Here is a 12,545-nt window from a genome sequence, read left to right as displayed (position 1 = left end):
AATGGTATCCATTAGAACCGTCCTTGCCCCAGCACCGGGGGGCTCGGCCTACCGCTTGCTCCATTTTCGCGTAAAACTGGCTAATGGAAAATCTGGGATAACGGCAACGCGCAAAAAAATTTGAGTCTAGTCCCAAAGCGCTTCAGTTAGGAGAGATCGCGCCGCCGTTGCCAGGGGCGGCGCCAACTCGCCCCCTTCTCGTCATGCCAACGCGCGAAACGGGCAAGCGCATCGGCAACGCGCGCAGGCAAGCTTTGGGTGCCACGAATCGGGCAACCAGTAAGTGCCGCTGCCGCTTCATCGACGGAGCGCACCGGCCAAAGGTGAAAGCGCCCCGCGCGCACTGCGGCGATCACCGCCTCATCCAGCATCAAATGGCGGCGGTTCGCTGCAGGAAAAATTACCCCGTGGCTGCCGTCGAGCCCAGCCGCATCACAAACCGCAAACCACCCTTCGATCTTTTCGTTGATCGCACCAACCGCCTGCACCTCACCGAACTGGTTGATCGACCCGGTCACCGCAATCGACTGCTGCAGCGGCGTTTCCGCAATCGCCGAAAGGAGCGCGAGCGCTTCGGCCAACGACGCCGAGTCCCCTTCGACGAAGCCGTAGGACTGCTCCATCACTAGGGTTGCGGAAAGGGCAAGGGGCCGCCTACGTCCAAAGCGACCACTCAAGAACGCAGCAAGGATCATCACCCCTTTGCTGTGAAGGGAACCCCCGAGTTCGCTTTCGCGCTCGATGTCAAGTACCTCCCCTTCGCCCCCCATCCGAACCGACGCGGTGATTCGGATGGGGTGGCCATACGCTTCTTCGCCGCTTTCGAAGACGACCAAGCCATTGACCTGCCCGACACGGCTTCCACCAGTCGCGATGAGGCGCGTCCCGTCGGCGATCGCCGCAAGCGTTTCGCGCCACGCGGAACCGGTTCGCGCAAAACGGGCACGGAGCGCCGCCTCGACCTCTTGCCGCGCCACCACCGGACGTCCTTGCCTCTCTGCCCATGCCGCAGCTTCGCGCAGCAACCCGGCGAAGCGCCCTACGGTCAATGCCAGCCGCGACTGATCCTCCGCGGCACGCGCCGCCGCTTCGAGCGCGCGCGCGATCGCCTCGTCACTGACCGTCGGCCCGCCGCCCCCCTCATCCGCTAGAAGCTGCCGCAACACCGCCGCGTATCGAGCTTCATTTTCGCGCGTTCGGGGTGCGGTCCGCTCGAGTTCAATAACCCAGGGAAATAGTGTTGCGAACGTCTCATCGAGATCACGCAATGCTTCATAAATGTCTGGGGTGACGATGAGCACCACTTGCCCGGAAAAAGGGATCGGATCGGGGGTCATGAGCGGCAACGCCCCCCAACGGGGGTGCGCAGGGGGTGGCGCGATCTGCAGCGACCCTACGGCAAGAGTGCGTTTGAGCGCTTGCCAGGCGTCGCTGTCGGCGAGCAACGCCGTTGCGTCGATGAGCAGAAACCCTTCGGCAACCTGGGCCAAGAGCCCGGCCCGGATATGACGATGGTCGGAGACCCGTTCGTCGTCGACCACTTCGCTTTCCACCCATCCGACGAGTGTTGCATGGGAAATGTTCTCACCCAAACAGACTGGGGCATGCGCCTGAGCCTCATGGACGACGAAGGGATTGACGAGATAATGCGCGAGAACCGCTTCGTCGATCAGGACCTCGGTACCGTTGCGCGCCAACCAGGGCCGCAACCCCGCAACGAGTTCCGCTTCGAATCCTTCAAGGTAGGCAACCACCTCGGGAAAATCGGCAAACGCTTCCCGAAGGGGGTGCAGCAGGTGACGGGCCACGGGCGCGAGCGCCTCGTCCCATTCGGGGAAACGGGCCAACACCGCTGCCAGACGATCGCGCCAGCGCGCCACCCGCTTTTCCCAACGTTTTCGGTCCGTTTCGGGCAATGCGGCATAGGCCTCCGGGGTAAAGGGTTCGCCGTGCGCATCGGTGGGAACGAGCGCCCAGCCCTCCTCGGTTTGCAAGAGCTTGAGGCGATCATTCGCGCATCCGTCACGAATCTCGGCAAGCGCCTGCTGCTGTCGCTCTTGGTGCCGCTTCATCAGCGCTTCGATCCGCGTCCGATGTGGATCGGCGGTGAGCGCGCCGCGCACCAGTTCCGGCAACCGCTGCACCAGTCGTTCGACGGCTGCCGCCAATTCCCGCCCTTTACCAGCAGGCAAACGCAGCAATTGCGGACGCAAGGAATCATGGAAACGGGGAACGTACAGGAGATCGTGCGGCGGCAATCGTTTGCGTGCCGCCTGTTCTAAAGCCCAACGCGCGATTGCGTGGCGCCCGTAACCCGGCGGTGCCATGAGCACGACGTGGCCGCGCTTGGGATCTGCCAATGCCAAAGCGAGCGTTTCCAGAGCCGCGTCCTGTCCCACGAACGGAGGGCGATGGGTCGAATCGCAAACCGGTTGTGCGTCGAGCTGGGTACGACGGTACAACGATTGCGCGTCCAGCGGGGCGATTTGGCTCATGTGTCTTGTCGGTTTGGTGTCCGTCGCGCTACGATCGCGATATCATCACAGAAAAACGCGTTGCGCGATTGTAACAACAGCGACCCTGAAACCAACGGAGGAGCCCCCATGGCCGAAGCGCTCCGCTACGACCCCCTTTCGGAAATAGGCACGCTAGTGCCGCTTCCGCCACTTGCTGATTCGGCAACTGGCCCGGTTCATGACCAACGCAACCGCCCGTTGGCCGACCTGCGCATTTCGGTCACCGACCGTTGCAATTTCCGCTGCACCTACTGCATGCCACGTGAGGCGTTTGAGGGGTACCACTTCTTGCCGCGTGCCGAAATCCTCACGTTCGAAGAGATCGAACGGGTGGCGCGTGCGTTTGTCGTGCTAGGGGTGCGCAAAATTCGCATCACCGGGGGAGAGCCGCTGCTGCGGCGCGATCTGCCCAAACTGATCGAACGGTTGGCCCAGCTACCGGTGGAACTCACGCTCACCACCAACGGTGTGCTGTTACCGAAATTCGCCGCAGCGCTCAAAGACGCCGGCCTAGCGCGCGTCACGGTGAGCCTCGACGCCCTCAGCCAGGAAACTTTCGAAGCGATTGCCGACGTCAAAGTCCCAGTTTTGCGCGTCCTCGATGGAATCGCCGCAGCGTTGGCAGCAGGACTCGTCCCGCTCAAGGTCAATATGGTGGTCAAACGCAACGTCAATGACCACGAAATCACCACGATGGCAGAACACTTTCGCGGCACGGGGGTGATTGTGCGCTTCATCGAATTCATGGATGTCGGCGCAACCAATGGCTGGCAGATGGCGCACGTTGTGCCTGCCAAAGCGATTTTGGAACGAATCGCCGCGCGCTGGCCGATCGAGCCGCTCGAACCCAACTATTTCGGGGAGGTGGCCGAACGGTGGCGCTATCGTGACGGGGCGGGCGAAATTGGCGTGATCGCCTCGGTCACGCAACCGTTCTGCCGCGGGTGTACGCGTCTGCGTCTTTCTACAGACGGCAAGCTCTTCACCTGTCTTTTCGCCGACCGGGGGTACGACTTGCGGCTACTGGTGCGCGACGGCGCCGACGAAACGACGCTGGCGCGTGCGATCGCGGCGATCTGGAAAATTCGTGGCGACCGTTATTCGGAGCTCCGCACGCAAGCCACGGCGCCGCGCAAGCGCATCGAAATGTCCTATATTGGAGGGTGATGGCTGGGGAGCCACCCTCGTCTGCTCACCTCTCCGATTAGGGCATTGGCGGTTGCAATCAGCGCCGGCACGAAGCGATGGGCCGCGAGCAGCGCTTCAACCGCTGCGTGGGGTTCCAGAAGATACTCATGGACCATTTGGTTGCGCAATTCGCGGAGCACCAACCACTCATCGCTTGAGGCTACCCAGCCCATCCGCTCCGCAAAGTCGAGACGATCGCGCATCGCTCGGGGCGGTTCTGCAAGTAACCTTAAGACTGCTGGTAAGAGTTTATCTCCCAGCGCATCTTGGAGCCGGGCAAAACGCAAAAGAAAGGCGTCGATTCGTTCGGTAAGCGGGCTCTCTGCGGTCAGAGCCCAAAATTCGGACAGCCACTCCAAATTGGCAAAAAGCGCGCGGTCAGAGACCTCTAGAGCAGCGACCTCACGTTGGACGATCGCAACCAGGTGGGCGAGCCGTTCCCTTTCACTTTCAGAGATCAAGGCGCACCCCTGTATTGCGGGCAATACGGTGGATCGGAAGTTTTGGCCCCGCGGGGGTTTGGATCACCACGTCGATTTTTCGCTCCCCTAAAGCGCGCTGTAGCGCCACGAGAAAACGGGCGCGTGCCAGCGCGAGATTGTCCACCGCCTCGGGGGTCTCGATGTACAAGTCGATGTCTCCGCCGCGCGCGGCATCATCGACCCGCGAGCCAAAGAGCCAAACTCGGGCATCTGGCCCAAAGTAGCTGCGGACCAGTTCAGCAATCACATTCCGCTCTTTGGGCAGAAGCCGCATCGGCCGAAACTCCGTCGCGCATCTTCCCTCAGGTCAAATGCTCGACCCGTAATTTCGTCACCGACCCCACGACGAACGGCAGTGCAGTAATACCGGCAATTGCGGCGTCTACTGCCTGTTCTTCGGTTTCATGGGTCAGGAGCACCAGTTCGGCCTGTTCGGCAATGGGTTCCTTTTGCACCAGTGCGGCGATCGACACCGACTCTTTCGCCAACACATGCGCGATTTCCGCAAGCACCCCAGGTCGATCGGCTACGTTTAGCCGCAAATAGTAACAAGAACGGCATTGTGCGATGGGTAGCGCAGCCACATCCTGCACCTGATCCGGTTGGAACGCTAGGTGCGGGACACGGTTTTCCGGATCGGCGGTATGCAGCCGCGTCACATCGACCAGATCGGCGATCACGGCGCTTGCGGTCGGTTCCGAACCGGCGCCGGCGCCGTAATAGAGGGTTTGCCCCACCGCGTCTCCTTTGACCAATACCGCGTTCATCGCGCCAGAGACACTGGCCAAGAGGTGGTCTTTCGGAATGAGCGTGGGATGGACCCGAAGTTCGAACCCCTGTTCACGCCGCTTCGCGATTCCCAACAATTTGATACGGTAGCCCAACGCTTCAGCGTGGGCGACATCACGCGCGTCGATTCTTGTGATCCCTTCGACGTAGGCTTTGTCGAATTGGATCGGCACTCCGAACGCAAGCGAAGCAAGGAGCGTTGCTTTGTGCGCGGCGTCGATGCCTTCGATGTCGAACGTGGGGTCGGCCTCGGCGTAGCCGAGCGCTTGCGCTTCTTGCAGCGCCCCGTCAAAGCTCAGGCCCCGCTGATCCATCTGCGTGAGGATGTAATTGGTGGTCCCGTTGATGATTCCCGCCACCCATTCGATGCGGTTTGCGGCTAACCCTTCGCGCAGCGCTTTGATGATCGGAATCCCACCAGCCACCGCGGCTTCGAACGCTACCATCACCCCTTTTTCCTGCGCCGCGGCGAAGATTTCCGCACCATGCACGGCCAAAAGCGCCTTGTTCGCGGTCACCACGTGCTTACCCGCAGCAATCGCTGCCAACACAAGCTCTTTCGCAACCGTGTAACCACCGATCAGCTCGACGACGATATCGATCGTTGGGTCATTGACCACCGAGAAGGCATCCTCGGTGAGGCGTACGCCATCGGCGAGCGCCTGTTCGCCCACCACCGCGCGCGCACGCTCGAGGTTACGGTCCGCCACCGCCACGATCGCGATGGGACGCCCCGCACGCCGAGCGATTTCGCCCGCGTTGCGCGTCAATACACTCCAAACCCCCCCACCTACGGTTCCAATTCCCAACAATCCGACACGTATCGCTTTCATTCCGTCCCTTCCTTTTGCGTCACAATCACTTGATGCCGCCGGCGATAGCGGTCGCAGAAACGGGCGATCCGTTCGATCGCGTCACGCAAATCGTCTTCGTGCGGCAAGAAAACCATCCGGAAATGGTCCGGATTGGGCCAGTTGAACCCGGTCCCTTGCACGACCAACACCCGCTCCTCTTCCAAAAGCTCCAAGACGAACTGCTGGTCGTCGACAATCGGATAAACCTTCGGGTCGAGCCGTGGGAACATATAGAGCGTTGCTTGCGCCTTCACCGCCGAAACCCCGGGAATCTCGTTCAACATCTGGTAGGCGATGTTGCGTTGGCGCGTCAGACGCCCGTTCGGTGCGACCAGCTCTTGAATGCTTTGGTAGCCGCCAAGCGCGGTTTGGATCGCCATCTGACCAGGCACGTTGGAACAGAGGCGCATCGACGCCAAGATATTGAGCCCTTCGATGTAATCGCGCGCGTGGCGCCGTTCACCAGAAAGGACCATCCATCCGGCGCGATAGCCACACGAGCGGTAATTTTTCGACAACCCGTTGATCGTGATGAAAAAAACATCATCGGCAAGCGACGCAATCGAGACATGCTCTCGCCCATCATAGAGCATCTTGTCGTAGATCTCGTCGGCGAACACGATGAGCTGATGTTCCCGCGCGATCTGAACGATTCCTTCCAGGATTTCGCGCGGATAGAGCGCGCCGGTAGGGTTGTTCGGGTTGATCACGACGATCGCACGAGTTCGGTCGGTCACCTTTTTGCGGATGTCGGCGAGATCCGGGTACCAATCGGACGCTTCGTCGCACAGGTAGTGGCGGGGTTTGCCGCCAGCCAGCGAAACCGCCGCGGTCCATAGGGGATAATCGGGTGCAGGGACGAGCACCTCGTCACCAGACTCCAAAAGCCCCTGCAGGCTCATCACGATCAATTCCGACGCCCCGTTTCCCAGGTACACATCCTCGACATCGACGCCTGGAACCCCTTTGGTCTGCATGTACTGCACCACCGCCTTGCGTGGCGCGAAGAGTCCTTTCGAGTCGGTGTAACCACTCGCGTCGCGAAAATTGCGAATCACATCGACCACGATCTCTTCCGGCGGTTCGAAACCGAACGGCGCCAAATTGCCGATATTGAGTTTGATGATCTTGTGCCCCTCGGACTCCATCTCCTTGGCGCGTTCGAGCACCGGTCCGCGGATGTCGTAGCAGACGTCGTCGAGTTTCGACGATTTGAGGATTGGCCGCCAGACCCGTTCCGCCTCTGCCGCCACCGGAGCTTCCCCACCCGGCGCAGCTTTCGGCGCATCGAGCCGTTGCGACGAAGACGAAAGCGGAACGTCAGCAGGTTTCATTGCGGCACTCCTCTTGGCGAAAATGGGGCGAGTCGGTAATCTTAGCGAAAAAGCGGCGCAAGGAGAAGCAGCGGTGAAATTGCAACTGGAATTGACAGGCGACGTGCGTCTCATCACCGCGCACGGCGATGGCTGGATTGCGATCGACGGCGAACGGCACGAACAGAATCTCATTTTGACGCCTGACGCCGCCCATCCCGGGTGGCTCGAAACTGGCTGGTCTGCCTTCGACGCGGCAGCCGTCGAACAGCTCTTGGCCCACCAGCCGGAATTGATCCTGCTTGGGTCGGGCCCGACCCTTGTCTGGCCGCCTGCTGCGGCACTGCAACGCCTGACCCAATCCGGCGTCGGATTCGAAGTGATGGCGTTGCCAGCCGCTTGCCGCACGTATAATGTCCTGGCCAGCGAAGGGCGACGTGTCGTCGCTGGACTGGTTTTGCGCTAACGAAAGGAGCACCCCATGACGCTTGAACTCAACCAACCGGCACCCGATTTCACCTTGCCGGCAACCGGAAACCAAACGATCACACTTTCGGCGCTCAAAGGCAAACCGGTCGTCCTCTATTTCTACCCCCGTGACAATACGCCTGGTTGTACCAACGAAGCGATCGCTTTTCGTGACCTTTACGACCAATTCACTGCACTGGGCGCCGTGATCCTGGGGCTTTCGCGCGACTCCGTCGCCTCGCACGAAAAGTTCAAAGCCAAATTCTCCCTACCGTTCGACCTGGTGAGCGACCCTGAAGAGGTCGCGTGCCAAGCGTACGACGTGATGCGCAACAAAACGATGTACGGCAAACCCGTGCGGGGGATCGAGCGCAGTACCTTTTTGATCGACGCGGATGGAAACATCGCCGCAATCTGGCGCAAAGTCAAGGTAGATGGACACGCGGAAGCGGTCTTGGCAAAACTGCGGGAAATCGCCAAGAACGCATGATCGCAGTGCGTATCCTACTCTATTACCCATTTTTGGAGTCGAAATGAACGAGCCCCGGAAGGCCACGCGGCGGTCACGCCCCAAAAAAGCGACAAAAGTGACGCGTAACGCGGAGCGCAAACTCTTCGTACTCGACACCAACGTGCTCATGCACGACCCCACAGCCCTCTTTCGTTTCGCAGAACACGACATTTACCTGCCCCTTGCCACGCTCGAAGAACTCGATCAGCACAAGAAAGGGCTTTCCGAGGTCGCGCGCAACGTCCGGCAGGTGAGTCGGGAACTCGAAGCGATCATCGGAGAAGCCAGCCACGAAATCCGTGACGGGTATGCGCTCACGGAACCTTCCGGAGGAATGGCCACCGGTTGCCTCTATTTCCAAACGGAAGCGATCGCCTCACCGCTTCCACCGGGGTTGCCGCTTTCGCAAAACGACAACGCGATTCTGTCGCTCGTCAAAGCGCTCTCTGAACAGTTTGCCCCGCGTCCGGTGATCCTGGTTTCCAAAGACATCAACCTACGCATCAAGGCGCGGGCGCTTGGTCTGTTGGCGCAAGACTACCGCAACGACAAACTGCTGGAGGACACCGACCTCCTCTACTCCGGCATCTACGAGCTCCCGCCGGGCTTCTGGGAAACCCGTGCACCCGACCTCAAAGCGTGGCGGGCCGACGGGTTCGACTGGTGGCAAACGAAAGCGCTCACCGCTGCAGACTGCTATCCCAACGAATTCGTCGTCTCCGCGGACGACCCCTCCTTCGAAGCGCGGGTGGTCCGTTTCGAGGATGGCGCGGCGGTTTTGAAGAGCGTGCGCGACTTTCGCCATGAAAAAAACGCCGTCTGGGGCATCACGGCGCGAAACCGCGAACAGAATTTCGCGCTCGATCTCCTCATGGATCCAGAAGTCGACCTCGTCACCATCCTGGGCCAAGCAGGTACCGGCAAGACGCTCCTTACCCTGGCCGCGGGTCTGGCGCAAACGCTCGACCAAAAAATCTACAGCGAAGTGATCTTCACCCGCGCCACCGTTCCCATTGGCGAAGACATCGGCTTTCTGCCCGGCACCGAAGAGGAAAAGATGGCCCCGTGGATGGGGGCACTCGAAGACAACCTCGAAGTGTTGGCGGGAAACGGCGAAGGCGGCGTTTGGGGGCGCGGCGCGTCGATCGAGCTCATCCGCGCCAAAGTCAAGATCAAGAGCATCAATTTCATGCGCGGGCGTACCTTCGTGCGCAAATACTTGGTGCTCGATGAAGCGCAAAACCTCACCGCCAAACAGATGAGGACGCTCATCACCCGCGCAGGGCCCGGAACCAAAGTGATCTGTTTGGGTAACCTCGCGCAGATCGACACCCCGTACCTCACCGAAGGGAGCTCTGGCCTCACCTATCTGGTCGAGCGTATGAAAGGATGGGCCCACAGCGGCCACGTCACGCTGGCGCGCGGTGAACGCTCACGCCTTGCCGAAGCAGCAGCAGAACGGCTTTGAGGAGTGCCGATGGGTACCGCTTTTCGTCTTCACGACCTGCGGGAGACACTGCACAATGAACTCCATGCCCGCCCGTCGGTGGTCGTCACCGCCCCCGCTCAGGTCCGCTCCTGGGCGTTTCTCATCGAACCCGACGAACACCCCGCAGCGCGCGCCCACTGGGCGCTTCTGACCAATCGTCCAGACGTCAAACGGCTCAACGACAGCTCTGACCGCCAAGAGCTCGTCGAATACGGTGACCTGCGGGTGAAATGGGAACACCACACCGAGTTCGTCTCTTACACCGTCTATTGCGAAGGAACCCCCGGCACCGAAGCGATCCTGGCGAAACTTCCCCCGCATTGGATCGACCAAGGACCCGGATCGTTGATTGCCGCCGTCGCCGTTGACATCCAAACCATCCGCGAAACCCCGCCGGATCAGTTCATCGACGCCATCGATCCGCTCGGTCCCACCACCGTCGCCTCGAAGATCGCCGACGGCGCCGGGTGGCTCTTCACCGACTTCCACCTCCACGACGGCATGACCCACTTCACCATCATCGACGGTGCCATTTTGCCGCGTCAATTGGGCCGGATCGTGCAGCGGCTGATCGAAATCGAAACCTACCGCATGCTCGCCCTTTTGGCGTTTCCCGCAGCACGAATGGTGAGCGCCGAACTCTCTCTCTGGGAAAAGCGGCTGGCGCAATTGATGCACGACCTGGGCGAAGCCAACACCATCGAAAATGAGCGGGTTCTGCTCCAACGCCTTACCCAACTGGCCGCCGAAGTCGAACGCTCGGTCGCCGACTCCAACTTCCGCTTCGGTGCTGCCGCCGCTTACTACCGCCTGGTTCAGCAACGCTCCGAAGACCTGCGCGAACAGCGCCTTTCTGGCTACTCGACCTTGAAAGGATTCTTGGAACGGCGCCTTGCCCCCGCGATGAACACCTGCGCCGCAGTGCACCGCCGCCAGGAAGAACTCTCTGCCCGGATCGCGCGCAACTCGCAACTCTTGCGCACCCGTGTCGATCTCAAACTCCAAGAGCAAAACCAGCAACTGCTGGACGAAATGAACCGCCGCGCCCGGCTGCAACTGCGGCTGCAAGAGGCGGCAGAACACTTCTCCGTGGTCGCGATCACCTACTACGGCTCGCAACTGGTGCAATACCTGGCCAAGGGCGCGAAAGGGTGGCTACCGGCATCGCCGGAACTGATCACCGCGATCGCCATTCCGGTAATTGCCGCTGCTGCCGCCTACAGCATCCACCGCCTTCGGCAGCGCCTCCACGTCTCTGTGCACTGAACCCTATCAGACTGAAAGAGAGAAACCATGACCCAAGCGCTCTACGAATCGAACCTCAAAAGCCTCCCGCTCATTGGCCGTGGCAAAGTGCGCGACATCTACGCAGTAGGCGACGACAAACTCCTGGTGATCGCCAGTGACCGTCTCTCCGCGTTTGACGTCATCCTGCCCGACCCTATCCCCGAAAAGGGCAAGATCCTCACCCAAATCACCGCGTTCTGGTTCGACACCCTGGAGGGAATCGTCGCCGATCAACGCACGGGCATCGCGCCGGGAAGCGTCGTCGCCCCAGAGGAACGCGACCAGGTGACCGGCCGCGCGATGGTCGTGAAACGGCTCAAGCCCCTGCCCATCGAAGCCGTGGTCCGCGGCTATCTGATTGGCTCTGGCTGGAAAGAATACCAAGCGACCGGTGCCGTGTGTGGTATCCCACTTCCCGAAGGATTGCGCCTGGCCGAAAAACTCCCAGAACCGATCTTCACCCCAGCAACCAAAGCAGACGTGGGCGAACACGACGAAAACATCTCGTTTGCCGAAGCGCAAGCGCGTTGTGCCGAAGCGCTCGCCCCGTTCGACGGCGCCGCGCTCGCTGAGGCCGCACGCAACGCGGCACTGACGCTGTACCAAAAAGCACACGACTATGCGCTCGCCCGCGGCGTGATCATCGCCGACACCAAATTCGAATTCGGCATCGACGAACACGGCACCCTTCACCTCATCGACGAAGTGCTCACACCGGACTCCTCCCGCTTTTGGCCCGCCGACGCCTGGCAACCCGGCACCAATCCGCCCTCCTTTGACAAGCAGTTCGTCCGTGACTACCTCGAATCGCTCGACTGGAACAAACAGCCCCCGGCACCGAAACTTCCGCCCGAAGTGATCGAAAAGACACGACAGAAATACCGGGAAGCGTATGAGCGGCTTACGGGGCGGGTGTTGCCCTAATGCATAGTCTTAGCCATGGATGACATTGCCCCATCCGATCTCAAAACCATTATTCACTCCAAACGCGCCAACCTCTACTATCTGGAGCATTGCCGGGTACTCGTCAACGGCGGGCGCGTTGAATATGTCACCGAGGAAGGACGCAAACAACTCTATTGGAACATCCCCATTGCCAACACTACCGCACTGCTTTTGGGAACCGGCACCTCCATCACCCAAGCAGCGATGCGAGAACTCGCCAAAGCTGGAGTAATGGTTGGTTTTTGTGGTGGCGGAGGCACCCCACTTTTTGCCGGCACCGAAGCGGAAATTGCTGTCGAATGGCTTGTACCTCAGAGCGAGTATCGGCCAACCGAATATCTGCAACGTTGGGTAAGTTTCTGGTTCGACGAAAAAAAGCGGCTGAAAGCCGCCAAGCTTATTCAACTTGCCCGCATCGAACGCATCCGTACTACGTGGAAGCAAGAACGCCTCAGCGAAGCGGGATTCAGAGTGCTGCCCGAAGATCTAAGGACACACTGATTTATTCGCAGATCGATGGGCCGAACTCATCCCTGACATGCGAGAATTGAAGTACTGACATTTGATAGGCACTTGACGATGCAAGCGAGCTTTTCCGAACTTGAATATGCGAGCAAGAAGAAAGTGACGCGGCGTGACCGGTTTCTTGCCGAAATCGACGCGGTAACGCCTTGGTCGGCGCTGGTGGCCGAGATCGAACCGT

The 12,545-nt window shown here is 60.3% G+C and carries 11 protein-coding genes and 2 pseudogenes; 8 read left to right on the top strand and 5 right to left on the bottom strand.

The window, feature by feature from the left end; all coding sequences use genetic code 11:
* Positions 1-146: 146 nt before the first annotated feature.
* A complete protein-coding gene (locus tag KUL93_RS10545) occupies positions 147-2,495 on the bottom strand; it encodes an AAA family ATPase (protein ID WP_217127007.1) in 2,349 nt (782 codons plus the stop codon).
* A 108-nt stretch (positions 2,496-2,603) separates the two neighbouring features.
* On the opposite strand from KUL93_RS10545, the gene moaA reads away from it, so the two are divergent.
* The gene (gene moaA, locus KUL93_RS10540) at positions 2,604-3,683 is read left to right on the top strand and encodes a GTP 3',8-cyclase MoaA (protein ID WP_217127006.1); all 1,080 of its coding nucleotides are present in this window, start codon (positions 2,604-2,606) and stop codon (positions 3,681-3,683) included.
* Here the strand turns inward: moaA and KUL93_RS10535 are convergent.
* The 4 genes from KUL93_RS10535 to KUL93_RS10520 are packed head-to-tail and all read right to left on the bottom strand — an operon-like array spanning position 3,668 to position 7,163.
* Positions 3,668-4,165, bottom strand: coding sequence for a hypothetical protein (locus KUL93_RS10535; protein ID WP_217127005.1), 498 nt, complete (start codon positions 4,163-4,165; stop codon positions 3,668-3,670). The two genes, moaA and KUL93_RS10535, sit on opposite strands and share 16 nt — an antisense overlap.
* Positions 4,155-4,460 (bottom strand): nucleotidyltransferase domain-containing protein, encoded by a 306-nt coding sequence (locus KUL93_RS10530; protein WP_119335228.1) that lies wholly within the window; start codon positions 4,458-4,460, stop codon positions 4,155-4,157. The genes KUL93_RS10535 and KUL93_RS10530 overlap by 11 nt, the downstream gene beginning before the upstream one ends.
* A gap of 28 nt (positions 4,461-4,488) precedes the next feature.
* Positions 4,489-5,808, bottom strand: coding sequence for a homoserine dehydrogenase (locus KUL93_RS10525; RefSeq protein WP_119335229.1), 1,320 nt, complete (start codon positions 5,806-5,808; stop codon positions 4,489-4,491).
* Positions 5,805-7,163 (bottom strand): pyridoxal phosphate-dependent aminotransferase, encoded by a 1,359-nt coding sequence (locus KUL93_RS10520; RefSeq protein WP_119335230.1) that lies wholly within the window; start codon positions 7,161-7,163, stop codon positions 5,805-5,807. Before KUL93_RS10520 ends, KUL93_RS10525 begins: the two co-directional genes overlap by 4 nt.
* 73 nt (positions 7,164-7,236) lie before the next feature.
* Between KUL93_RS10520 and KUL93_RS10515 the strand changes: the two genes are divergently transcribed.
* From KUL93_RS10515 to KUL93_RS11530, 7 genes and pseudogenes are all read left to right on the top strand, one after another.
* Entirely contained in the window at positions 7,237-7,608 is a 372-nt protein-coding gene (locus KUL93_RS10515) for an Mth938-like domain-containing protein (RefSeq protein WP_217127004.1), read from the top strand.
* Positions 7,609-7,623: 15 nt separating this feature from the next.
* A complete protein-coding gene (locus tag KUL93_RS10510) occupies positions 7,624-8,100 on the top strand; it encodes a peroxiredoxin (protein ID WP_119335232.1) in 477 nt (158 codons plus the stop codon).
* 43 nt (positions 8,101-8,143) lie between these two features.
* Entirely contained in the window at positions 8,144-9,589 is a 1,446-nt protein-coding gene (locus KUL93_RS10505; protein WP_217127003.1) for a PhoH family protein, read from the top strand.
* A 9-nt stretch (positions 9,590-9,598) separates the two neighbouring features.
* Positions 9,599-10,876, top strand: a complete 1,278-nt coding sequence (locus tag KUL93_RS10500) for a DUF3422 family protein (RefSeq protein WP_217127002.1) — start codon at positions 9,599-9,601, stop codon at positions 10,874-10,876.
* A 27-nt stretch (positions 10,877-10,903) separates the two neighbouring features.
* Positions 10,904-11,821: a phosphoribosylaminoimidazolesuccinocarboxamide synthase gene (locus tag KUL93_RS10495; RefSeq protein ID WP_217127001.1), complete on the top strand. Its 918-nt coding sequence runs from the start codon at positions 10,904-10,906 to the stop codon at positions 11,819-11,821.
* Positions 11,822-11,836: 15 nt separating this feature from the next.
* Positions 11,837-12,316, top strand: a pseudogene (gene cas1f / locus KUL93_RS10490) (type I-F CRISPR-associated endonuclease Cas1f); the annotation flags it as partial.
* 105 nt (positions 12,317-12,421) lie between these two features.
* A pseudogene (locus tag KUL93_RS11530) lies at positions 12,422-12,545 on the top strand (IS5/IS1182 family transposase); the annotation flags it as partial.

The organism is Hydrogenophilus thiooxidans (assembly GCF_019049855.1).
Taxonomy (GTDB): Bacteria; Pseudomonadota; Gammaproteobacteria; order Burkholderiales; family Rhodocyclaceae; genus Hydrogenophilus; species Hydrogenophilus thiooxidans.
This window is presented reverse-complemented; position numbering and strand designations above follow the sequence as displayed.

Excerpts from the sequence above, each read along its gene's own strand:
- KUL93_RS10545 (WP_217127007.1), bottom strand. The coding sequence starts at position 2,495 with ATGAGCCAAATCGCCCCGCTGGACGCGCAATCGTTGTACCGTCGTACC.
- moaA (WP_217127006.1), top strand. The coding sequence starts at position 2,604 with ATGGCCGAAGCGCTCCGCTACGACCCCCTTTCGGAAATAGGCACGCTA.
- KUL93_RS10530 (WP_119335228.1), bottom strand. The coding sequence starts at position 4,460 with ATGCGGCTTCTGCCCAAAGAGCGGAATGTGATTGCTGAACTGGTCCGC.
- KUL93_RS10525 (WP_119335229.1), bottom strand. The coding sequence starts at position 5,808 with ATGAAAGCGATACGTGTCGGATTGTTGGGAATTGGAACCGTAGGTGGG.
- KUL93_RS10520 (WP_119335230.1), bottom strand. The coding sequence starts at position 7,163 with ATGAAACCTGCTGACGTTCCGCTTTCGTCTTCGTCGCAACGGCTCGAT.
- KUL93_RS10510 (WP_119335232.1), top strand. The coding sequence starts at position 7,624 with ATGACGCTTGAACTCAACCAACCGGCACCCGATTTCACCTTGCCGGCA.
- KUL93_RS10505 (WP_217127003.1), top strand. The coding sequence starts at position 8,144 with ATGAACGAGCCCCGGAAGGCCACGCGGCGGTCACGCCCCAAAAAAGCG.
- KUL93_RS10500 (WP_217127002.1), top strand. The coding sequence starts at position 9,599 with ATGGGTACCGCTTTTCGTCTTCACGACCTGCGGGAGACACTGCACAAT.
- KUL93_RS10495 (WP_217127001.1), top strand. The coding sequence starts at position 10,904 with ATGACCCAAGCGCTCTACGAATCGAACCTCAAAAGCCTCCCGCTCATT.